Annotated in this window: 21 protein-coding genes and 5 pseudogenes; 13 read left to right on the top strand and 13 right to left on the bottom strand. The window is 65.6% G+C overall.

All coding sequences use genetic code 11. The features are described from left to right. Window positions 1-20: 20 nt before the first annotated feature. Window positions 21-332, bottom strand: coding sequence for a thioredoxin family protein (locus tag ACQCSY_RS09630; RefSeq protein ID WP_427135174.1), 312 nt, complete (start codon window positions 330-332; stop codon window positions 21-23). A 386-nt stretch (window positions 333-718) separates the two neighbouring features. Between ACQCSY_RS09630 and ACQCSY_RS09625 the strand changes: the two genes are divergently transcribed. Further along, the gene (locus tag ACQCSY_RS09625) at window positions 719-1,114 is read left to right on the top strand and encodes an STAS/SEC14 domain-containing protein (RefSeq protein WP_427135173.1); all 396 of its coding nucleotides are present in this window, start codon (window positions 719-721) and stop codon (window positions 1,112-1,114) included. Between the two features lie 309 nt (window positions 1,115-1,423). Then, a pseudogene (locus ACQCSY_RS09620) lies at window positions 1,424-1,720 on the top strand (transposase); the annotation flags it as partial. Window positions 1,721-1,878: 158 nt separating this feature from the next. Here ACQCSY_RS09620 and ACQCSY_RS09615 read toward each other — a convergent pair. Continuing rightward, window positions 1,879-2,244: a VOC family protein gene (locus tag ACQCSY_RS09615; RefSeq protein ID WP_427135171.1), complete on the bottom strand. Its 366-nt coding sequence runs from the start codon at window positions 2,242-2,244 to the stop codon at window positions 1,879-1,881. 127 nt (window positions 2,245-2,371) lie between these two features. Further along, window positions 2,372-3,088 (bottom strand): TetR/AcrR family transcriptional regulator, encoded by a 717-nt coding sequence (locus ACQCSY_RS09610; RefSeq protein WP_427135169.1) that lies wholly within the window; start codon window positions 3,086-3,088, stop codon window positions 2,372-2,374. Between the two features lie 100 nt (window positions 3,089-3,188). On the opposite strand from ACQCSY_RS09610, the gene ACQCSY_RS09605 reads away from it, so the two are divergent. The 3 genes from ACQCSY_RS09605 to ACQCSY_RS09595 are packed head-to-tail and all read left to right on the top strand — an operon-like array spanning window position 3,189 to window position 4,740. Next, window positions 3,189-3,584: a nuclear transport factor 2 family protein gene (locus ACQCSY_RS09605; RefSeq protein ID WP_427135168.1), complete on the top strand. Its 396-nt coding sequence runs from the start codon at window positions 3,189-3,191 to the stop codon at window positions 3,582-3,584. Further along, window positions 3,581-4,126: a DUF2269 family protein gene (locus ACQCSY_RS09600; RefSeq protein ID WP_427135166.1), complete on the top strand. Its 546-nt coding sequence runs from the start codon at window positions 3,581-3,583 to the stop codon at window positions 4,124-4,126. Before ACQCSY_RS09605 ends, ACQCSY_RS09600 begins: the two co-directional genes overlap by 4 nt. Window positions 4,127-4,140: 14 nt before the next feature. Then, on the top strand, window positions 4,141-4,740 hold the full coding sequence (locus ACQCSY_RS09595) for a dihydrofolate reductase family protein (RefSeq protein ID WP_427135164.1): 600 nt from the start codon (window positions 4,141-4,143) through the stop codon (window positions 4,738-4,740). A gap of 235 nt (window positions 4,741-4,975) precedes the next feature. Here the strand turns inward: ACQCSY_RS09595 and ACQCSY_RS09590 are convergent, their stop codons facing one another. From ACQCSY_RS09590 to ACQCSY_RS09580, 3 genes are all read right to left on the bottom strand, one after another. Beyond that, the gene (locus ACQCSY_RS09590; protein WP_427135162.1) at window positions 4,976-5,980 is read right to left on the bottom strand and encodes an alpha/beta fold hydrolase; all 1,005 of its coding nucleotides are present in this window, start codon (window positions 5,978-5,980) and stop codon (window positions 4,976-4,978) included. Between the two features lie 55 nt (window positions 5,981-6,035). After that, window positions 6,036-6,470, bottom strand: a complete 435-nt coding sequence (locus tag ACQCSY_RS09585; protein WP_427135161.1) for a hypothetical protein — start codon at window positions 6,468-6,470, stop codon at window positions 6,036-6,038. A gap of 250 nt (window positions 6,471-6,720) precedes the next feature. Then, window positions 6,721-7,356, bottom strand: a complete 636-nt coding sequence (locus ACQCSY_RS09580) for a ScbR family autoregulator-binding transcription factor (RefSeq protein WP_427135159.1) — start codon at window positions 7,354-7,356, stop codon at window positions 6,721-6,723. 730 nt (window positions 7,357-8,086) lie between these two features. On the opposite strand from ACQCSY_RS09580, the gene ACQCSY_RS09575 reads away from it, so the two are divergent. The 4 genes and pseudogenes from ACQCSY_RS09575 (at window position 8,087) to ACQCSY_RS09560 (ending at window position 10,905) form a co-directional block, all read left to right on the top strand. Next, window positions 8,087-8,368 (top strand): hypothetical protein, encoded by a 282-nt coding sequence (locus ACQCSY_RS09575; protein ID WP_427135157.1) that lies wholly within the window; start codon window positions 8,087-8,089, stop codon window positions 8,366-8,368. A 266-nt stretch (window positions 8,369-8,634) separates the two neighbouring features. Continuing rightward, window positions 8,635-10,086, top strand: a complete 1,452-nt coding sequence (locus ACQCSY_RS09570; protein WP_427135155.1) for an MFS transporter — start codon at window positions 8,635-8,637, stop codon at window positions 10,084-10,086. Between the two features lie 110 nt (window positions 10,087-10,196). Then, window positions 10,197-10,532, top strand: a pseudogene (locus tag ACQCSY_RS09565) (aldo/keto reductase); the annotation flags it as partial. A gap of 217 nt (window positions 10,533-10,749) precedes the next feature. Beyond that, window positions 10,750-10,905 carry an aldo/keto reductase gene (locus tag ACQCSY_RS09560; protein ID WP_427135153.1) on the top strand — a complete coding sequence of 52 codons (156 nt, stop codon included), beginning with the start codon at window positions 10,750-10,752 and terminating at the stop codon, window positions 10,903-10,905. 65 nt (window positions 10,906-10,970) lie between these two features. Here the strand turns inward: ACQCSY_RS09560 and ACQCSY_RS09555 are convergent, their stop codons facing one another. Then, on the bottom strand, window positions 10,971-11,501 hold the full coding sequence (locus tag ACQCSY_RS09555; protein ID WP_427135151.1) for a TetR-like C-terminal domain-containing protein: 531 nt from the start codon (window positions 11,499-11,501) through the stop codon (window positions 10,971-10,973). Between the two features lie 114 nt (window positions 11,502-11,615). On the opposite strand from ACQCSY_RS09555, the gene ACQCSY_RS09550 reads away from it, so the two are divergent. Beyond that, window positions 11,616-12,122, top strand: a complete 507-nt coding sequence (locus ACQCSY_RS09550; protein WP_427135150.1) for a DUF4188 domain-containing protein — start codon at window positions 11,616-11,618, stop codon at window positions 12,120-12,122. Between the two features lie 721 nt (window positions 12,123-12,843). Here ACQCSY_RS09550 and ACQCSY_RS09545 read toward each other — a convergent pair. Next, complete coding sequence (locus tag ACQCSY_RS09545; protein ID WP_427135148.1) at window positions 12,844-13,281, bottom strand: hypothetical protein; 438 nt, start codon at window positions 13,279-13,281, stop codon at window positions 12,844-12,846. A 1,048-nt stretch (window positions 13,282-14,329) separates the two neighbouring features. On the opposite strand from ACQCSY_RS09545, the gene ACQCSY_RS09540 reads away from it, so the two are divergent. Both ACQCSY_RS09540 and ACQCSY_RS09535 read left to right on the top strand, forming a co-directional pair. Continuing rightward, window positions 14,330-15,436: an EAL domain-containing protein gene (locus tag ACQCSY_RS09540; RefSeq protein WP_427135147.1), complete on the top strand. Its 1,107-nt coding sequence runs from the start codon at window positions 14,330-14,332 to the stop codon at window positions 15,434-15,436. A 284-nt stretch (window positions 15,437-15,720) separates the two neighbouring features. Further along, the gene (locus ACQCSY_RS09535) at window positions 15,721-17,751 is read left to right on the top strand and encodes a putative bifunctional diguanylate cyclase/phosphodiesterase (protein ID WP_427135146.1); all 2,031 of its coding nucleotides are present in this window, start codon (window positions 15,721-15,723) and stop codon (window positions 17,749-17,751) included. A 135-nt stretch (window positions 17,752-17,886) separates the two neighbouring features. Here the strand turns inward: ACQCSY_RS09535 and ACQCSY_RS09530 are convergent. The 5 genes and pseudogenes from ACQCSY_RS09530 to ACQCSY_RS09510 all read right to left on the bottom strand — a co-directional run. Continuing rightward, window positions 17,887-18,065, bottom strand: a pseudogene (locus tag ACQCSY_RS09530) (IS21 family transposase); the annotation flags it as partial. 121 nt (window positions 18,066-18,186) lie between these two features. Continuing rightward, window positions 18,187-18,351: pseudogene (locus ACQCSY_RS09525) on the bottom strand (Na+/H+ antiporter); the annotation flags it as partial. A gap of 167 nt (window positions 18,352-18,518) precedes the next feature. Beyond that, window positions 18,519-18,878, bottom strand: a complete 360-nt coding sequence (locus tag ACQCSY_RS09520; RefSeq protein WP_427135144.1) for a (R)-mandelonitrile lyase — start codon at window positions 18,876-18,878, stop codon at window positions 18,519-18,521. A gap of 143 nt (window positions 18,879-19,021) precedes the next feature. Beyond that, complete coding sequence (locus tag ACQCSY_RS09515; RefSeq protein WP_427135142.1) at window positions 19,022-19,579, bottom strand: NAD(P)H-binding protein; 558 nt, start codon at window positions 19,577-19,579, stop codon at window positions 19,022-19,024. Further along, the gene (locus tag ACQCSY_RS09510) at window positions 19,576-20,490 is read right to left on the bottom strand and encodes a helix-turn-helix transcriptional regulator (RefSeq protein ID WP_427135140.1); all 915 of its coding nucleotides are present in this window, start codon (window positions 20,488-20,490) and stop codon (window positions 19,576-19,578) included. Before ACQCSY_RS09510 ends, ACQCSY_RS09515 begins: the two co-directional genes overlap by 4 nt. 244 nt (window positions 20,491-20,734) lie before the next feature. Between ACQCSY_RS09510 and ACQCSY_RS09505 the strand changes: the two are divergent. Beyond that, a pseudogene (locus ACQCSY_RS09505) lies at window positions 20,735-21,762 on the top strand (zinc-binding dehydrogenase). Window positions 21,763-21,829 lie beyond the last annotated feature (67 nt).

The following is a 21,829-nucleotide window of genomic DNA, read 5'->3' as shown; positions in this document are numbered from 1 at the left end:
AGGAGCACATGTATTCGCCGTCAGAATCCATACTTCTTGAGCGCTTCCTTCAACTGATCGACCGTAGGCAGACCCGCATAGCCGCCGGGGGTCAGATAGATCCGACAGGCGAGATCGCTGGCCGGGGCTCCGTCGGGGAAAATATCGGCTCCGTCTACCGTGATCGTCGGCGAACCGGCGAATGCAGTGCCCGTTGTGTCTGCTGAAGACTCCAACAGCCGCATGTGTACCGCCACGTCGTTGTGCCCCAAGGCGGCCAGGGCCGCTTCCACACGCTGGCCTGCTTCGGCTGAGTTGGGGCACTCATCGATATGCAGCAGTTCTATTCTCATGGAGCTATTGTCCATCTCCACCCCCGACATACCCGCGTCAGCCCCGACTACGTATCGGATCCGGGCGTCTCAGTGTCTTGGAAGCGGGACGCGCGGCCACCAGTTTCTCCTGTCATTTTCCGGCGTCGGCTGCACCAGTTCATGCGGCAGAACGGTTCTTGTGCAAGGGACTGTGACATGGATTTGTCCGAAGACCTCTGCACGCTCCGCCATATTTGGTCGGTCCCGGCTCCCGGTCCCTTGTGTCGGCATCCGAGCATCGGCTCAAGTACGTTCGTTTTGACCTGTCGCCGGCGACGCCGACGCTTCAGTCGCCGCGCACTATCCTTATGTGAGGTGGATCATGATTTCCGGGTGCGGGAAGTGAGCTCTGACGGGACGAAATTTTGACAGAGTTCATACTCGGGGGCGGCAAGGGGACGATTGTCACGGATCCCCAAGGGATTCTTCGCCTGACCTGGACGCCCGGTTCGATCGTCGAAGCGGATGGCGCGACAGAGGCAGTGCTTGCCGTGCAGCGGCTCAGCGGCAAGGAAATGCGCCCTCTTCTGGTCGCACTCACAGACGTGCACCTGGCTGCCGGTGCCCGGCGGATCTTCCTGGAAACCCGGTTCGTCGCCGCCGTCGCCCTGGTCGGCGCCACGGTCGTGGACAGGGTGGTCGCCGCGGCTCTGCAACGGAAGCGGAAGTGCCCGCAGGCGTTCTTTACCTCCACGGTGGTCGCCGTGGAGTGGCTGGAAGGACTTCCCGCTCCGGAAGGGGCCGAGGGGATCCCTGCCTGAGACTCCATCGGCCACCGGGTACATCGTTCATTCCCGGCAGGACTGCTGCTTACGGTGCCGGGCAGGGCTGCGGGCACCGGAGGCGGACCGCCGTCGGGTGAACGCAGCCGGTCCGTGCTTGCCCCGGCTACGATCCGGGCTGCCGGGTGATAAATCCCGCCATCCCGGGCACGGTGAAGGCGATGACACCGTGCTCCGGCGCGTACACCACCGCTGGCGGCCCCCGGCGGGCCCGGTGTCTACAAGTCCTGGCGGCTGGTCAGCGTGGACGGCACGACCCTGGACGTCGCCGACACTTCGGCCAAGGGCCTACGGCCGCCTCAGGCACCGGTTGAGGACCTGGCCGACCTCTACGCCAAACGCTGGGAAATCGAATCCTGCTTCGACGAGCTCAAGACCCACCAGCGCGGGCCCGCCATCGTGCTGCCAAGACCCCCGACGGGGTGCTCCAGGAAATCTACGGCCACCTCTGCGCCCACTACGCGCTGCGGTCCCTGATCGCCGACGTCGCCCACCAGTTTCGAGGAAGTCCCCCTACGGCTATCCTTCACACGGACCCTCCGGGCAGCCAGGCGGACCATCGCCGGGCCCCCGGCCTTTTCCCCTCACCGGGCCAAAGAAGCGTTCGTGGCGTTCGCCATGGAAATCCTCCACGAGCTGCTGCCCCCGCGAAGACCCCGAACCAACCCCCGGGTCATCAAACGCAAGATGTCGAACTGGCCGCTCAAGCGCATCCCGAACACCCTAAGTAAACGGTATTGACCCTAGGACCGCGCGGACTCCGCCAGGTAGAGCTCATTGCCGTCCGGGTCGGTGAAGAAGGCCAGCCGCAGGCCTCCTTCCTCGGCCATGGACCCGTGGAAGACCACGCCGCGCCCCTCCAGCGTCGAGACCACCCCTTCGATCGGCTCGTCAACAGCCAGGCCCACGGTCACCGCGCCGGTGGTGCCCGGCACCGGGCTGCGCGGGCCCGCGGGGTGCAGGCCCAGCACCATCCCGTCGCCGGCATCGATGCTGGCCCAATGGTTACCGGCCCTCAAGGCCAGCCTCAGGCCGAGGACCTCGGTGTAGAACAGCACCGAACGGTCCATGTCGCTCACGTAAATCGTCGCGTTCCCGCCACTGATCATAAGGGAACACTACCGCCAAACAACCGCTCAAGGAGCCCGCGGCCACCATGGATGGGTACGCCGATTCCGGGGGCAAAATCTGCGGCCATTCCAAAGCGGGACAAATCATGGCACGATTTGGTCTCGCCTAGGGCTGTGGCAGGGCCTCGGCCGCCGGTTTGGGTGCGTATCCGCCCAGGCCGTGCTCAAGCAGGTCGATTGCGCGTTCGGCCTGGCGGTCGATCTCACGGGCGAGTTCTTGCGGAACGACGCCCTGGAGAATGCCCCGACGGCTGACGTCGACCAACATGCGATGCACCCCGATCATGGCGTTGGCGGCGACCCGGGGTAGAACGTCGCCCTCCTCGGCCGCGGTTTCGTCAGCGATCAGGCCGGCCAGCGCGGCCGCATAGGTCGTGAAGACGAACTCCTCGCGTCGGCGCAGCGCGGCACTCGCAGCGATCATCCGGGTGAATCCGGACAGCTGCTCACGCGCGTCGGCCTCATGACCATGCAGCAGACCGTGGCGGCTGCGCAAGAACCGGCCAAAGGCACCAAGCACGCTCTCCCCCGGCTCGCGCTCACCGATGGCGTCGAGCAGTTCGTCCTCGAACGCTTCCATCCGCCGGTACACGAGATCCTCCTTGGTCCGGAAGTGATTGAACACCGTCTGCTCCGAGACGTCGGCGGCCTCGGCGACCTGCGTCACAGTGACGGCGTCGAAGCCGCGCTCGAGGAACAGCCGTTGCGCGGTCTCGGCGATGAGATCCTTCGTCTGCTGTTTCTTGCGCGCACGTCGTCCGGGTGCCGGGAACGTGGTTGAGTCGTCGACCAATGTCCGTGCTCTTCCCTTGTGCTCTTCCATGAATCCTAGTGCTGCCATAAACTTTGATTCACTCCAAGTTTGATGGTTAGCCCAGCATAAGCGAAGAGGACCAGCAAGGGAGCAACGGAGGAGCAATGACATGAACGATTTCGACGCTTTTCTCGACGCCTGGACCGACGCGGAACGCAGCGGGGACGCAGCCGCGACCGGGCGGCTTCTCACCGACGATTTCATCGGGATTGGCCCGCTGGGTTTCCAGCCCCCCAAACCCGCCTGGCTGCAGCGACAGACAGGCCGTGGTCTCCACTACGACGAGCTCAGCCTCGATGAGGTCACGACCCGGTTCCACGGGAACTGCGCGGTGACGACCGCACGCTGGAACGCCAAAAGCAACGCGCAGGGACGGCCCATCCCCGAGGCGGCCGGGGTGACACTGACCTCGGTGCAGGACCGGGGCGAGTGGCAACTGGCGAGTATCCACTACAGCTTCATCGCCGGCACCCCGGGAGCCCCCGGCGCGCCGGGAGCGTCGTGACCGGCCCGCCGGCCGGCTCCATCACCGCAGGCCCGGAGGCCCCTGTCCTCCGCCGACGGCCGGGACGGCGCCCGTTCCTGGCCCTGCTGACCGTCCACATCATCGTGACCATCGGACTGCTCGGCGACTCGGCGGGCTTCCTCGCCGTCGCGATCCGCCGATCCGTCTCCGACAGCCCGGCGCTGGTCGCATCCACGCATGAGCTCCTCGGCATGTTCGCGCTCTTCTTCGGCATCCCGCTCAGCCTGGCCGCGGTGCTCACCGGCACCGCTCTCGCGCTCACCATCGGCTGGGGCCTCTTCCGCTACCCCTGGGTGATCGCCAAGCTGACACTGATCATCTCGGTGATCGTGGTCGGCGCAACCGTGCTGCGCCCCGTCCTCGACGCCAACGCGCAACTCGATGACACCACCCTTATCGCCGGCTCGGCTTACGATGTCGCCGCCCTCACGCTCGCCGCGACGCTCGCCATGTTCAAACCCGGAGGACGCCTCGGACGCCGGCGCACCCGACAGCAATCCCACAACTTTGAATCTCACTGAAGCGAGGAACAGTCATGGCTCGGATTGTGCTGTACATGTCCATGTCCTTGGACGGCTTCATCAGCGGCCCGGACGACGACCTGGACCAACCGTTGGGACGCGATGGCCAACGCCTGCACCACTGGCTCAGGGACGGCGGCGTCGACCCGGAGTCCCACCGTCCTTCCCTGGAGCCGAGCGCGACGGTGTTCGACGAAATGATGGCCACCGGGGCGGTGATCGCAGGCCGGCGAACCTTTGACCTCGCCCGCGGGTGGAACGGCGACCACCACGACGGCGTGCCCGTGTTCGTTCCCACCCACGCTGCGCCCGACGGCGCTGCCCCGGGTCACGTCCGGTTCGTCACCGACGGCATCGAATCCTGCACCGCACAGGCCAGGGCCGCCGCCGGTGACCGCGACGTGATGCTCCACGGCGCCACCACCGCGCAGGAGTCCCTCCGGCGAGGACTGCTCGACGAGATGGAGATCCAACTCGTCCCCACGCTCCTCGGCAGGGGCCGACGTCTGTTCGACCACCTCAGACCTGAGCACATCGCACTCAAGTTGATCCGAGTACTCCAGGCACCCGACGTCGCACACCTTCGGTACCGGGTCCTCAGCGCAGGCGGTTAGTGCGCAATCTCCCAGATGAGGCCACCGGGAGGCTGGAAGCCCGTGGACCACTCCCGCTGAGTTGTCGTGGATGACCATCCCGAAGTCGCTGACCGGTTCGAACGCGTCGATGCGCTCAGTGGCCGCGCTTGAAACCAGGGTGACTTTTCCGATCCTTGCGGAACAGGCGGCGATCGAAGCTGACAGGCAGGAGGATCTGCGCCGCCGTGAGGGCTGCAACGATTACGTCTGGGCTTCAGCCCGCGATGATCTGCCGGACTGCCCGGATGATCTGTTCGGGTTCGTCGCGGTGCACGTGGTGGCCGGCGTGTTCGGCGATGACGAGGGTGCCACGGGTCGACAGACTGACGAAGTCGGCCTGGAGGTCGGCCCACAGCTTGAGCGCGGCGGCGGTCCCGGCCCCGGTCCGGCCGGAGGCTGCCGGATCGGGCTGGTATGCCGCGCGGGTAATCACGGTGAGCGGGAGGTCGCCGAGGCCTGGGGCGTGTTCCCGTACGGCGGGCCCGGCGGTCAGCAGGGCGTGCACCTCCCCGATGAGCGAGCAGCGGTGCCGCGTCCGCAGTTGCAGTGCCAGCCCGAGCCCGATCGGGGCGCCGGGGTACCGCTGCTGTGCCTCGGCGCGGGGTTTCCGGGCGATTCCGAGGTCCGCCCCGAGGCGGACGAGGCCAAGCGGCGCAGCCTGCCGGACGCCGGAGAGCACTCTGCTGGCCAGCCTCCGCGTCCGGGATCTCCTGTCGAGGAGCTGCCCGGCGCGCTCGAACTGCCGATCATGAGGGGTGTCGACCAGGACCAGCCCAGCCATCCGGTCCGGGTGTCGTGCGGCGTAGACGCGGGCCACCATACCGCCGAGCGAGTGCCCGACGACGATGTAGGGCGGGGGCACGCGCCCGGCCCGCAGGACCCGGTCCAGGTCCTCAGCCATTCCGGTCACGGTCTCCAGCCGGGGTCGAGCCTGGCTCCACCCGAGACCGGGCCGGTCGTAGAGGCAGACCGTGGTGTCCCGGGCCAGGGCCCGCTGCACCGGCGCCCACTCGAGCGCGGCCGCGCAAAGCGCGGTCACCACCACCACGGCCGGAGCGCCGCTGCCGGCGCGCCACAGGTGCAGACGCCGTCCGCCGATGTCGACCAGCGCGCCCGGCGGAGGGAAACGACGCCGGTCCAGCCCGGTGGCGACCGCCTGGTAGCCGACGCTCAACGCACCCAGGGCGACGCATCCTGCCAGCAGAGCGCCGGCCATCATCTCGATCGTTCTCCCCTCGGACCCGCAACTGCTGTGTGTGACCGGAGCCCGGGCTTTAAACCGGGATCTCCATCCGGAAACCGCACCCGCACCGCAGGACCCGGGTCCTGAGATAAACATCAAGGACCCCTTCGCCGGCTTGCCCGGTGGTCACCGGGGCGTAAATGCTTTGCAGCTCGGAGCCCGCAACGTGCATCGGCTCCCCGCAGTGGATGAACTCGCTCCCGAGCTGCAGAAACCCCGCGGTGGTGCCGGTGCCGGGGCGCTTGAGGATGGCCGCGACCTGCGGCACGGCCGCGGCGTGGGCGTAGAAGAAATCGCATTCAAGACAGGTGTAGGACACCTGGACCATGCCGGTCTCCGGCGGTTGAAGGGCCTCGATGGAGTCGATGATCAGGTGCTGATCCGTGCGGCACTTGGTGCACCAGAGGCGCCGGCCGTGCGGCTGACGGGCACCGCCGGGTCTGCGGGTGTGGGAGATGGTCGACATTGACAGGCTCCTAGCCGTGGGAGGCATCGGCCCCTTCTGTTTGAGCTGTACTCCCAGATTCAGGCTAAAGCTGTGCTCCCGGATTCAGGGTAAACCCGCGCCGAAAAGCTGGCAAGCCCACCCGCGCCGGCGGCTCCCCCAATAGACGCCGCCGGCGCCCTGGACCACAATAAGATCCTGGTCAGACAAAAACAATACGGCTGGCCGGTTTATTCGGAATTATTGGACTTCCCTAAAGGTGTGTATAGGCCTATGGAGAAGCCATCAATCCGGAGAGGGACAGCGGATCGCCGTGAAAGTCTTCGCGGATGATCCCGGGCAGCAAAATAGTCCACATATCTTCGATGCGCTGCATGACGTCGACCCTGCCTGTGAGCACCTCGGAGACCATCTGCACGCCGGTGAAGGAGGCCACGACGTAGCGGGCGAGAGCCTCCGGGTCGACAGAGGCCCGGATCTGCGCTTCATGCTGTCCCTGCCGCACCAGTTGCTCCATGGTGGCGATCCAGTCCTCGTACGGCTTGCGGACGGGCCCCCCGAAGGCCGTGGCCTCGAATGTCAGGCGAATCCCGGCCCTCACCGTCGGTTCCTGGACCAATTGGAGGCCGAAGGCGCGGCACATAAGGATCATGCGCGCCAGCGCGGACCGGTCTTGCGACATGATTCGATCACCGTCCTGGAGGACGATTCTGTGTTGCTCCTCGATGACCGCTTTGGCCAGCTCTTCCTTTGACCGAAAATGAAAGTACAAGGCGCCTTTGGTGACACGAGCGCCCTCCGCAATCTGAGTCAGGCTTGCGTTGCCGTAGCCCTGCTCCTCAAATACCGCGGCCGCTCCAGCGATAATGGCCCGACGGGTTGCTTTCGCCCTGTCCTGAAGAACCATCGATGAACCTCCAAATTCGTTGGGGAACTGAGGGAATTATCTCCGGGCCGGCCACGGTGTGTGGCTTCCCCGGAACACTCCGGATCCTGTTGCTCGCTACAACCGGTTTCATCAACAACCGGATTTTGAGGAGCTGCTAAAGGCTGATTCTCGATCATACAAGTAGGTCGCCCGGCTTGTTGTACCAAGTGTTGGCCGACTAGGCCGGGACCGGCGCCCACCAGACTTGCTGCAAATGACCGTCATCGCGGTTAGCAGTCACCGACATCGCCGTCGAGGATGGCGCGGTCTGAAACGGTCGTTTTGCACGAACGCCAGGGTCGCGGCCAGAACGCCGATCAGGGCTCGGCAAGCAATTGCGAAGCGCACCCCTTACGGGCAGTTCCGCACTTCCGACAGTCTCAACCGGTCAACGCAACGAAAGACCTACCGGCAGCGCGATGAGTACTGGCGGGAGCGAGGCAAAGACCCTAAGCATCCGGAACGACTGACAAAGCCGGTCCGTTCGCCAGAATCCGGAGACGGACACAGCCTCGACACTTAGAATCTCAGGTAGGCCACCGTTGCGACTACTTCGCGTCAGAAACGGGCGTTTTTGACGCTGGTAGAAGAAAGCGTATTACGGCGGTATGCTTCATTATCCGCTGCGGAGGCCTTCTCCCTTGCGTCAGGCTGCCCGCGGTTCGACGACCAACTGAAGCTTGAGCTGCAACCTTGAAGGGTGCTCACGATGTCCGATTCTGATCTCTCAGCGCTACGGGAACAAGCAGCCCGCGGTAACCGTGACGCAATAGGGGAGCTCATCGAACTTGCCGCGGAGCGAGAAGATTTCGATGAGCTGCGTCGTCTCGCTGACAGGGGTAGCAGGGATGCTGCGGACCAGCTCGTTGAACTCGCCAGTGAAAAGAGTGACTTGAATGAACTTCGGCGCCTCGCGGCCGGCGGAAACCGTGATGCGGCCGACGTTCTAGCCGAACTCAATGAGGAAGCCCTCACAGAGGAAGACGAATGACGGGTTTGAATAGCAGGCCCCACAGGTCCGCCCGACCACACCAGGCAGGTCACAATTTGTGACACATCTCCAAACATGCCGCCGCAGCGGCAGGCTACTGACGTTCAGGCCCTGTTCCTTCGCCCGGGCACGGATGCGTGCGTTGTCTGCGCGGCGATCCGGCATTGCGGCGTGAGGCATCGCCTGGGTTTCAAGCCCTCGATCAAACCCCAATAACGGCGCATATTTAAACTGGGGCTCAGTGGCAGTTCGCCGCGACGGGCCAATTGCCTTGCGATACCTCGTGCGCGGCAACCGCTACTTCGACTTCCGCCAACCAGGTCCACACGACGGCGATCCTGGCGATCATCCTCGTCAGTTACTTCATGATCATCCTGGACAACTCGATCATCTTCACCGGCCTGCCCAGGATCCAGGCGGCGATGGACCTTTCGGCCACGGGCTTGTCCTGGGTGCAGAACGCCAACACGCTGGTGTTCGGGGGACTGCTGCTCCGGGGCGCACGGCTGGGTGACATCCTCGGCCGGCGCCGGGTTTTTATCGCCGGCCTCGCAGTCTTCGCACTCGCCTCTCTCCTGGTCGGCGCGGCGCCGACCGGATGGTGGCTGATCGCGGCCCGGGCGCTCCAGGGAATCGGCGCCGCCGTCGTCGCGCCCTCCGCTCTGTCCCTGCTGACGGCGACCTTCCCCGCAGGCCGGGAACGCACCCGGGCGGTCGCGTCCTATGGCGCGGTCGCCGGCATCGGCGCCAGCCTGGGCCTGGTGGTCGGCGGTGCCTGGCCGAATGGGTACCTGGCGCGCCGGCTTCTACATCAACGTGCCGATCGGTATCGCCATGGCGCCGCGGTCAAGTTCATCCCGGAATCCCCGCGCGCCTCAGGCCGGTTCGACCTCGTCGGCGCCGTGGCATCGACCCTGGGCATGGGGGCCCTCGTGTTCGGCATCGTCAACTCCGTCGACGCCGGCTGGGCGGCGCCCGCAACGATCGCCGCGCTGGTCACGGCCGCGGTGCTGCTCGCCCTGCTCGTGGTCAACGAATGGCGGGTGAAGCAGCCCATCATGCCGTTGCACCTCTTCGCGAACCGGGAGCGGTCCGGCGCCTACCTTGCCCGCCCCCTCTTTGCCGGCACCATGATCGGCTTCTTCTTCTTCACCACCCAGTTCCTTCAGGGCGTCTACCACTACAACCCACTGCAGGCCGGCGTCGCGTTCTTCCCGATGACCGTGGTCAACTTCTTTGTCGCCCTGGCCGTCCCGCGGCTGACTCACCGGTTCGGCAACGCAGCCCTGCTCGCCGCCGGGCTCGCTATGACACTCGCCGGCATGGCGTGGCTCAGCCAGATAACCGCCCATACCCCCTACGTCACCGGCGTCGCGCTGCCCATGGTCCTCATCGACATCGGCCAGGGCCTCGGATTCGCGCCCCTCAGGGCCGCCGGGATCGCGGGCGTCACCGCAAACGACGCCGGAGCCGCCTCCGGACTGGTCAACACTTCGCACCAGCTCGGCAGTGCCGTTGGAGTCGGCGTCCTCGTCGCCCTCTCGGCCGGTGCCGGCTCGCTAGCCGGCAGCGTCGCGATCGCGTACACCGGCGGATCCGTCATGCTTGCCGCCGCTCTGGTCGCCGTGCTGGTCCTGATCGTCCCGACCGAGCGCGCCACCCGCCGCGCCGCGAGAACCGGAGCCCACAAGCCGGCCGTCTCCGCCCCGGTCAAGTAAGACCACGGACAACACACCCTCGATAGGACATCCCCTTGGAATACACACGCCTCGGCACCTCAGGGCTGAAGATCAGCCGCATCGCCCTGGCCACGAAACTCTTCTGGCCCATGCACGGCGGTTCCGGCGGCTCGGGCCTCTCCCGCAAATCGGTCCTCGAACAGGTCGATGCGTCCCTGCGCCGCCTCGACACCGAGTACATCGATCTGCTCCAGATCCACCGCTTCGACCCCCAGACACCGGTGGAGGAGACAATGGAGGCCCTGCACGACGTCGTCAAGGCCGGCAAGGTCCGCTACGTCGGTGCCTCATCGATGTGGGCCTGGCGATTCGCGAAAATGCAGCTCGTGGCCGAGCGCAACGGGTGGACGAAGTTCATCTCGATGCAGGACCAGTACAGCCTGATTCAGCGTGAGGAAGAACGTGAGATGTTCGGCCTGCTCGAGGATCAGGGCGTCGGGAGCATCCCGTGGAGCCCCCTCTGCGGTGGCAAGGTCACGCGCCCGTGGGGTGAGCAGGGCACGGCCCGTTCGGGTCAGGATTCCGGCGTCGACAGCTTCGGCCGTCCGCTCTGGCTCGATAGCGACAAGCAGATTGTCGACGCCGTGCAGCGGATTGGTGAAGCGCGGGGGAGTTTCCATGGCCCAGGTCGCGATGGCCTGGGTGCTCAAGCACCCCGTCGTCAGCGCCCCGATCGTCGGCGCAACCAAACGTCACCACCTCGCCGACGCCGTGGCCGCGCTCGACATCCAGCTCACCGACGACGAAGTTCAATCGCTGGAAGAGCCCTACGTGCCGCGCACCCCCACCTGGTTCTGATCGGTCTCTCGAAAGGCAGAAAGGCACAGCAGCCTGCGCGTCAGGCGATGGCGGCAGGGGACATGTCAGGCAGCCCAGCCGCGGGCAATAGCGTCCAGCGCCGAGGAGTAAACGGATCCCCAGTTGGTTTCGGGTGGACCGACCTGCGCCAGTTCCAGGCTCACGAGCCCGTGGACCTGGCCCCAGATGGCTGAGGCCACCGTGTCCACGCTGGCGTCCCGCATGGCGCCTGCGGCTTGGGCTGAAGCCACGGCCTCGATCAGTGGGGTCATGGTCGCTGCCGCCGCGTCAGGGCTCGGCCGGCACTCCACATACGCCGCCAGGGCGCCGCCGAACATCAGCCGATAGAGGGCCTGGTGCTCCATTGCCCATGCCCTGTAGGCCACGCCCAATGCATGCAGCCCGCCGGCCGCCGCGGCCAGTTGGGAGTCGTGAAACGAGCGAAACCCATCATCCACGACCGCGGTAAGCAGCTGTGACTTTCCCCCGAAGAGCGAGTAAACGGCCGTGGTCGAAGTTTGCGCAGCGGCTGCGACATCCCTCAGGGTGACCCGCGCAGGTCCTTCACGGTCAACGAGCTCTGCGGTTACGGCCAATAGTTCCTGTCTCAGTGACTCGTTATGCACGATGGGTCTTGCCATGTGCTTCATTGTTTCATAACCTTGTTTCGTAACAATGTTATGAAACATCATCTTCCAATAGGAGCTGTCATGGCGCAGGAAGTTTTCCCCGGACGCTTTACCGCCGATCCCGAGCGCGAATCATTGACGGTATTTCTGATCGGCATGCGTGCCAACCGATGGTGGAAGGTCGGGACCGTCTTCAGCGTAGCTTCGGAGATGCCCAGGATGCTCCGGCATCTTGCCAATACTCCGACGTCGGGGATGCTGGGTTGCGAGCAGTGGTTCGGGCGCACGACCGTCCTCCTTAGCTACTGGGAGAGCCCTGAGCATCTTCGAAAATTCGCTGCCGACAGGGAGTCTCCCCATCTGGAGCCCTGGCGGCGTTTCATGAAGGAGCTTGCAGGACGCGGGGACGTGGGCGTTTGGCACGAGACGTACGAGGTGCCCGCCAGCGGGATTGAGGTTGTATACAACGGCATGCCTCTCTTCGGCCTGGCCAAGGCCACGAGGCATGTACCCGTCGGTCCCGGGAGCAACACCGCGAAACAACGTATTGGTCGCACGGCCGGCGGCCCCGCGGCCGCGGCAGGCTAGCGTCCTGCGCCTGAAATTCGCGTCATTAGTCTGGCCATGCTGGCGAGGATGTCGTCGGCGGTTTTGGTCCAGATCAATGGTTTGGGGCCCAGTTCTTGGCCCCAGGCGCGGATGTCACGTTCGAGGGTCTGGACGTTTTTGTGGGCGGTCTTGCGACAGCGAAATCATCCTGGACAAGAGCGAACGCCACCTGATTAGTCCGCCACGGGTCTCAATTGTTTAAGAGTGTTGACACGGTTCGCTCCCATGCCTCAACTTCAGGCAGCGCCCTGGGCCAGGACCTGTCCTGGGAGACGTCCACACCTCTTCAAGTGAGCTTTAGCCGCTTCAACGGTTCGATGACCATGGTCGTTCGGATGCCATGCGTCGTTGTCGACGTCCCTGCGTCCATTTCCGCAGATGTCATCACCGCTGATCCCGCCGGGATCGTCGAATCTGCTGAAGGCCGTATCGGCCCAATAGCCGAATACCGCAGCTGGACGAGGATGTTCCTTAAGGACCCCTTGTCATATTCCCACAAGGATGAATGGCTGGTGCTCACCAACGACGTCAGCCGGATCACTTTCCAAAAAGTCCAACGATTCCTGACAAACGGGCGAAGTTACCGGAATGGTCCTCGTCATTGCCCTTCCGGCGCTGTGATCCGGGTGAGTCCGCCACGGGGCCTTCTTTGGTCCGAAGCCGACAGGGGGAACAAGCGGGACCCCCCCGAGGAATCATGTCAAGATGCCCGCCTGGGCTGGTTCGTGGAATCATCTGATTTTGCCCGGGTAGCCGGCCGGGGTTTGGCGGCCTGTTTGGCGGTGGTCAGGGTCAGGAGCTCTGCGGAAAGGGCCTGGACCTGACGCTGGATCGCGGCCGGGTTCAAGGGTTTGTTCTCCCGCTTCAACCGGGCCTTCACATCCCGGGCGACGGTGCCGGTGTCTGCCAGGACGCGCTGGAACGGGGTCGCGGGAAGGTCGTATTTCTTGCTGATCTTCGCGCCGGTGCGGACCTTCGCGACGAGTTTCTGCTGGGGTCCGAAATGGTTGGTGAGCAGTCTCTGCAGGTCCCAGATCCGGTTCAGCAGCTCCAGCTCGCGGGCAGTGTCGTACCGGTGGTAGCCGACCGTCTGGCGCACGATGTGCCAGTTCTTCTGCTCCACGTGCGCCCCCGTCATTCTTGTTCCCGGACCGGGACCGCGTGAACGTCAGTTTCTCCTGCTCGCACCACCGGAACAGCTCCCAATTAATGAACTCCGAGCCGTTGTCCGAGTCGATGCCCAGGATCGGAAAGGGAAACGCCGCGGTGGCGTCCCTGATGGCTTCGAAGACCCATTTCTGCGCCTTGTTCTTCACGGACCGGGTTTCGGTCCAGCCGGTCGCGATGTCAGTGATATCAAGGGTGAAACAGAACTCACCGGCACTGTTCCCGCCCTCGTGGCCGACCAGATCAATCTCGACGAAACCGGGCACCGCGTCATCCCATTCAGCCCAGGTCCGCATCTGGATGGAGTCCTTCAGCAACGTACCGGGCTTGGTATGGGACCGGCCCCGCGGATCCAGTTTCACCCGGTCCGCCCGGAGCCGGCGGTCAATCGTCGCCGGCGCGATCCGCAGCAGCAGTGCGGCCGTGCCGGCATCAATCTGAAGTTCCTTGAACCGTCGCAGGCGCGGCACCAGATCCGGCAGCGCGGCCGCGAGCAGCCGCCCGCACGGGGTGCCCTGGACCGCCCAGCAGAACCGCAGAGCCTCGATCACTTGCTCCCCGTAGAGCGGCGGCCGGGGCGCCCTGGGCCGGGCAACCTTCAGCACCAGTGCCATCCGCAGCGCCTTGCGGGCATGGTCGCGGTGCCAGCCCGTCGTCGCGCACAGCTCATCCAGAACCTGCTTCTTCGCCGCCCGGCCCGAACGGACGTAGCGGGTTGCGATGGTCTTCGTGACAGCCCTGCGTTCACTCATCGAAAGCTCCATGGCTCACAATGCCGAAGCGGCGGACACCGGCCCGGCGGACACGCCGCTACGCGGGCATTCTCAAATGATTCTTCGAATACGGCTACGCGGGCATCTTTGATGAGTCAACGCGCCCCGAATCAGACCGGTCGGTCCTGTTGTACAGTGCCTTCACGGTGTTTTGCTCTCCTGCACCGCGACGCCCCAGGCCACGAGGCAGGAGAACGGGGACCGGTTCCGGACTCAGCCGGAACACGGAAAGCAAAGGAATAGTCCATGTCGATGGAGCCATCGTTCTTTCCAGGATGCACCGACGGTCACGATCCTGCAGACCCGTCGTCCGGCACAGCCCGTGGCGGTGATGCGTTGGGGCTCCACCGCCAGGTTTCCGCCATCATCGAGGCGGTCCTCTCCGACCCTGCGCCAGGGCAGGCAGGGGCCCGGGAAAACCTGCGAAAACACATTTCCGCCCATCCCGGGCACCCGGAAAGGGCGCTGCTGGAACACCTGATCTCCCTCAGGTCCCCGAACAGATTTCCTGCCTCCGACCCCGGCCTGCCGACCGCGGCAGCGTCTGAGGAGCAACCGCCGGTCGGAATGCCGGCCCCCGGACCGGAGAGCGTCCGGTCGCGGATCGAGGCGGTTCTCGCAGGACGGATGCTGCTGACCGCGTTCCAGCCGATCCACGGACTTTCCACCGGCGCCGTCATCGGCGCCGAAGCGTTGACCCGGTTCATCACAGACGGGGCCGACACCGCGGATTACTGGTTCGCCGCAGCAGGGCAAGCGAGTTTGGGAAGCGATCTGGAATTCGCGGCTCTGGAGTCGGCCCTCGCCGCAGCCCGGCAGCTCCCGGCACACGTGTATGTCGCGCTGAAACTGTCCCCGGCCACGTGCCTGGATCCACTTCTGCCCGGCCTTCTGGAGCGCTCGACCCTGTCCCCCGGCCGCACGGTGCTTGAACTCACCGAGGCCCTGACCTTGGACCAGCCCGACGCGCTCCTGCGGGCCTTGGCGCCCTTACGCCAGCAGGGGGTCCGCCTGGCCATTGACCATGCCGGCTCGTATTTCGGCTCGATCCGCCACATCAGCCACCTCAGACCCGACATCATCAAACTGGACCGCAATGTCATCTCCGGAATTGACTCGGACACCCTCCGCCACGCCCTCGGCGAAGCCATGGCCGGCCTCGCCGAACAGATCGGCGCGGCACTCGTCGCCGAAGGCATCGAAACCAGTGCAGAACTCGCCACGGTGACCGGTCTCGGCATGACCGCCGGACAGGGCTACTTCCTGGGCCGGCCCACCACCCGGCCCCAGGACTGGACCAGCTGGCACCTCCCACCGTTGGTTTCCCAATCCCTGACTGAGCTGTACTACTGATGTGAGACCGAGTTTTGAAGGATTGTGCTCTTGTCTGCTCGACCAATCCTATTCCGATGAGTTCAAGGCCGATGCCGTCGCCTTGGTGATTTCCTCGGGCCGTTCGCCCGCCTCGGTGGCCCCGAGCTGGGATTTCCGTGACCCGTTCCTGCGGCGTGCCCGCAGGCCATCGCCCTCACCCGCACGGCCAAGTCCGCCGGCCCGTCAGGCGCCGGCCGACATGCCAAACCGCCGCTGTCAAGCCCCGGACCTGAAGAAGCCAGACCCTGAAACAGGTACCGCCCATGCGCCCTCCTGACCCGACGGTCCACGAGGCCCAGATCACCAGCGATCTGGGCGGCATGATCACCGCCTGGAATGCCGGCGCCACCGAAATGTTCGGCTTCACCCCTGCCGAAGCAATCGGCCGGAACTATGACCTGCTCACAACCAAGCACGGATCTGTCTTCCATCCGGAGATCCTCACACATCTCCGGGCCGGGAGACCCGCCACCGCAGTCCGGACCCGCTGGCGGCGCAACGACGGACGGCTCGCCGAGGTGCTACTGACGCTTTCACCGGTGTTCGATGCCGAAGGAATGCTTATCGGCGGTTCCACCATCGCCCGGGACATCACGGCGGTTGAGCAGCTGCAGGACGAGGCCGGAAAGGAACGCGAACGGCTCATCGAGGCTCAGGAAATGGCCCACGTGGGAAGCGCCGAATACGACGTCTCCTCCGGCCAGTGGTGGCACTCGGAGGAATTCGGCCGCCTCCTGGACCTCACGACCGGGGAAAAAATCTCAGGCGCCATGCTGCTGGCAAAAACGCACGCCCAGGACCGCGACGGCGTCAGGACAGACTGGCACACCCTGGATCGGGCCGGCTCCGGGCACCTCGAGCGAGAAGTGCGGATCATTCAGCCCTCCGGTGACATCCGCTGGATTCACGCCAACGTCAGAGTCACCGACACCGGCGGCGTCCCCACCAGGGTGCTCATCACGGCCCTGGACATCACGGCCCGCAAACTCGCCGAAGCGGTCCTGACCCATCAGGCCTCTCATGACGCCCTGACCGGGCTGCCCAACAGAATCCTTATCAACGCCATCCTGCATGACCTCCTGGGCCGCAAAGCACCCAAGGTTGTGGTGTTCTTCCTCGACGTTGACCGGTTCAAAACCGTCAACGACGCCATCGGCCACGCCGCCGGAGACGCCATCCTCATTCAACTCGCGGCCAGACTCCGCCCCGCCATCCGGCCGGGCGACACCGTCGGCCGGTTCGGCGGCGACGAATTCGTGGTGATCTGCAAAAACCTTCGCGCAAGAGAAGCCCAGGCGGTGGCCGAACGTCTCCGGGAGGCCGTCAAAGAGGCCTTCCTCCTGGGCGGCCGCCGGATTTTCCTGAACATCAGCATCGGCATCGCCCCCGCCAGCCCGGGGGACACAGCGGAGACCGTGCTCGACGCAGCCGACATGGCCATGTACCAGGCCAAAAACGCCGGCGGCGACCGCATCGCAGTGCGCGACGCCCGCACCCAGGCCACCGCCACCGACCGGCTCAACCTCGAATCCGACCTCCGGCTCGCCCTGGGCCGGAACGAGTTCAGACTCCACTACCAACCCGTCATCGACCTCAAAACCGGCACGCCGGTCGGCTTCGAAGCACTCCTGCGGTGGGAACACCCCAAACACGGCCTCCTCGCACCCAGCAACTTCATCAGCCTCGCCGAAGACAACGGCATGATCGTCCCCATCGGCCGCTGGGTACTCAACCAGGCCCTTCTGCAGACCCAGCAATGGCGCGATGCCCTGCCCGGCGCCGAGGATCTCACCATCTCCGTCAACGTCTCCGTCTGCCAACTCCAGGATCTGGGGTTCATCCACACCGTCAGGGACGCCCTCCGGGCCACCGCCATTAACCCGGACGCGGTCACCCTGGAAATCACCGAATCCGTTCTCATGAGCCAAGACGAACAGGCCACCATCACCCTCCAGGGCCTGCGCGCCTGCGGTGTCCGCCTGGCCATCGACGACTTCGGCACCGGATACTCCTCCCTGAGCTACCTGCGATGGTTGTCCGCCCACACCCTGAAAATCGACAGGTCCTTCGTCGCCGAACTCGGCTATAAGGACCCCAGCAGCGCCTCCATCATCCAGCTCGTCCTCGGCATGGCCCGCGTCCTGAACCTTGACGTCATCGCCGAAGGCGTCGAAACGCCGGCACAACTGGACGAACTGGGCCGCCTCGGCGTCCCCCACGCCCAGGGCTACCTCTGGTGCGTGCCGCTCCCCGCCCACGACATACCCAACTGGATACAAACACACGCACCGTAACCCGGACCGCAAGAGCGCGCAGACCGGCAAAGCGTCCACCCCCGGCTGAACCCAACCACTCACCCCACCGGAAGCTCGTACGTAAACTAACTATGGTTGGACTGTTCCCGCTTTTGTGGACACGAGATTATGCCGCGAGTTCGTGAATAGCATCGGTGAGAGCCGATTGCGTCGGAAGGGGCCGACGTCGCCTTCGACCCCGCCCTTTTCATGGGCGCCGGCAATGCCGGGCTGGCAGTAGACGCATCGAACCCGTAGTGCGAGCGGAACAGGGTCGAGCGTTCGTTTTCGGCCCGTCGGCGGCCCTTGCCGTTCGTCGATAAGGGGTTTGAACGCGTCCAGTTTCGGCGATGCCCTGACGGGGTCTTCCTTGCCGGCGGAACAGGAGAGGGCCACCGCTGCCGCGGTGGCGATCACCAGGGCGGTGCTCATCAGTACGATGCCGCGTAGGTTGTTCCAAATCTCCCGCAGGGAAGTCGTCAGGCTCTCCCAATACAGCAACGCCGGAAGGAAGAGCAGCAGCACCACCTCGGGCGGCAGGTGCGCCTGGCGCAACGTCGGGATGAACCCCAGCAGCGCACCGCTGGCGAGCAGCAGCACCGGTGCGGCAACCGAAGCGGCGCGCGACGACGTTGCACACCAGCACCGCCACACCCAGGACCACGACCAGTTCAAGTCCAAGCACGATGCACCTCTCAGGCGGTTTGTGGCGCGGCAACGGCGAGGAACTTATGGGTTTCTTGGGTCCGCAAGGGCACCGCGATCCTCTACCGAATGTGGTATTCCCTATCCGTGACGTGCTCGCCCCACTGCGTTTCCGGTCCATCCTGGCCCTCGCCCAGGGCTTCCCACATGGCCAGGTGGCTCATGAAGTGGTCCGGGGCGGCGCCGTGCCAGTGCCATTCGCCGGGCGGCGTGTGGATGGTGTCGCCGGGGCGGATTTCGATGACTTCGCCGTCTCGGGACTGGACAAGGCCCCGGCCTTCCGTGACATGCAGGGTCTGGCCGTTCGCGTGCCTGTGCCATGCGGTGTGGGCGCCGGGCGCGAAGCGGACCATGTTCACGCGCAGCCGCGAAGGGTCTTCGCCCTTCGCTATGACGTCGCACCACACGTCGCCGGCGAACATCTACGCGGGTCCCTTGTTGCTGGGCTGTTTGGCTTGGATCTCCATGTCTTTCTCCTTCTGATATGAGGTTTCAGCCCCGGAACGGGGCAGGTCTTCCAAGACGCGCCCAGGCTCCCCGCTCAGCGGCAGAGTGTCGGTGTCCCTCACACCGTCGAGCCCGCCCGCGTCGTCGGGAACGGCGGCGTTGAACAGCCCTGCTCGAGCACCAGGCGGTTGTCCCTCGGGCCGGTCATGTCGAACCACCCCGGGCGCACGATCGTGTAAGGGTTATCGCTGAGCCGCACCAGCCGCTCGGACCGCCGCTTCCAGTCGAGCAGGTCCTGGTAGGCGCCGTTGTCGGCACGGGTGACGTTGATCGAGGTCATCAGGGCGATCCGCACCGGCCGTCGGCCCAGGACGCGCAGTGTGTTGGCCACACCGCCGTAGTCGACGCGTCGGTAAGCGTTGGATCGGCCGGCGCTGTTCTCGCCGTGGGTGAAGACGATCGCGTCGATGCCATTGACGGCCGCTGTCAGGGTTGCAGGGTCTTCCAGGTCGCCCTGGACGATGTCGACGCCGGGCAGGACCTTGCGTGCACGCTCGACGTTGCGGGCCAGTGCCCGCACGTGCAGTCCGTGCCGGGTTGCGGCGGCAACGACGAGGCGCCCGGTCTGCCCGGTGGCGCCGATGACCAGGACGCGGCTGGGCACGGAGCCGCTCAAGACGTCGCTCCGTCCGCTGTGTTTGTCGCCGTGCGAAGTGTCTCCGCTGGCAAGGGTGCTGCCTCGCCGTCGGAGGTGGCGGTCCAGCTCGCGAGCAGACTCAGCGCCTCCTCGGCGGCGGATCCGGGCTCGGCGCTGTACACAACGAGGGAGAGCCCGGGGTCGGCCGGGAGATCCATGGATTCGAACGCCAGATGAAGGTCGCCGACCACGGGGTGATGGATGTCCTTGAGTCCGGTGTGGTGGTAGCGGACGTTGTGCGCCGCCCAGCGGGTGCGGAACTCCTCGCTGCGCATTGAGAGCTCGCCGACGAGGTCCGACAAGGCCCGGTCATACGGATTCCTGCCGGCTTCGGTGCGCAGATTGGCCACGAGATCGCTCGCGGCACGGTCCCAGTCAAGGAAGAAGTCACGAGCGCCCGGGCTGAGGAACACGAACCGGGCGACGTTCACCGGCCGGACCGGATCGGCATACAGCTCCGAGTAAAGCGCGTAGCCGAGCCGGTTGGCGCCGAGGATGTCGCGGCGGCCGTTGCGCACATAGGCCGGCAAATCGGTCATGGCGTCGATAACCCTCTGTACCGTTGGCCGGATCTGCTGCGGCGGGCGGTGCCGCGGCCGAGCAGGCGTGCCCGCAGCCCCTGCGAGGTCGAACAGGTGAGCCCGCTCGGCATCGTCCAGTTGCAGCGCCCGGGCGAGTGGCTCCAGGACGACCTCGGAGACACCGCTCAGGTTGCCCCGCTCCCGGCGGATGTAATAGTCGATGCTCACTCCGCTGAGAAGAGCTGCCTCTTCCCGGCGGAGGCCGGGCACGCGCCGGTTGCCGCCGAAGGCAGGCAGCCCGGCCTGGGCAGGGCTTACCCTGCCGCGACGCGTCGCCAGGAACTCGCGAATCTCATTCCGGTTGTCCATACGTTCAACCCTAGAAGCCTTCCAGCGCCGGTGGGAGGCCCTGACGGTACCCGTAACGACAGGACCTTCCGCGGAATAACAGTCCGCGGTTTTCTGGATAGTGCATGGTTCGTGCGTGAAACCCGCAGCCGTTGAGTACGCACGGTTGCCAGCCAGCGGACCGAACTGACGTGAAGGAACCACGGCCGGTACGTGGCGTCAGCCGGCACGGCTGGCCGCCGCATCGACAGAATGAAGGAAGCTCATGCGAGCAACAGTGATGTGCGGAGCCGGAGACGTGCGCGTGGAGGACGTGCCGGACGCGGCGATCAAGGAACCCACCGACGCCGTCGTGCGCGTGGTGCTCTCCTGCATCTGCGGCAGCGACCTCTGGCCCTACGGGTCGCTGGCGGCCTCGGGGAACGGCCGGCGGATGGGCCACGAGTTCCTCGGCGTCATGGAGGAACTCGGCGCGGAAGTGTCCGGACTGAAGCACGGCGATCTCGTGGTCGCGCCGTTCGTCTGGGCGGACAACACGTGCGACTTCTGCCGTGAGAGGCTGCAGACCTTGTGCCGTCATGGCGGAGGCTGGGGGCACGCCCTCGACGGCGGCCAGGGCGAGGCCGTGCGCGTGCCGCAGGCCCAGGGCACGCTCGTGAGGCTTCCGGTCAGCGAGGACTCGGCCCTGCTGCCCTCCCTGCTGACGCTGTCCGATGTGTTCTGCACCGGCCACCATGCCGCCGTCACGGCCGGGGTGAACCCGCGCACCACCGTCACGGTGATCGGCGACGGCGCCGTCGGGCTCTCCGCGGTGCTCGCCGCCAAGCGGCTCGGCGTCGAGCGGATCCTGCTCATGGGGCGGCACAAGGACCGGACGGACCTCGGACGCGAGTTCGGCGCCACCGACGTGATTGCAGAGCGCGGCGACGAGGGCATAGAACGGGTCCGTGAGCTGACCGGCGGCGACGGCACCCACACGGTGCTCGAGTGCGTCGGGACGCAGGCGGCCATAGACACCGCGATCGCCGTCGTGCGCGACGGCGGCACCATCGGCCGGGTCGGCGCGGCCCAGTACACCGACGTGCCCATGGGCTTCGGGACCGTCATGCGCAACATCACGCTCACCGGCGTCGTCGCCCCCGCCCGTACATCGAGGAACTCATGCCCGACATCCTCGACGGCAGGATCCAGCCCGGCAAGGTCTTGGACCGCAGCGTCAGCCTCGAAGACGTCCCCGCGGGGTATCAGGCCATGGCCGACCGCGAGGCACTGAAAGTCCTCGTCCGCCCCTAGGTGGCTGGTGTTTTTCGCGTGGCGCTGACCGGGTTGCGGTGATCACTTTGGGAAAATGGTGGTGGAG

The sequence above is a fragment of the Pseudarthrobacter sp. S9 genome, from assembly GCF_050156545.1.
GTDB lineage: Bacteria > Actinomycetota > Actinomycetes > Actinomycetales > Micrococcaceae > Arthrobacter.
Note: the sequence above shows the minus strand (reverse complement) of the source record. Positions and strands in the feature narration are given on the sequence as shown.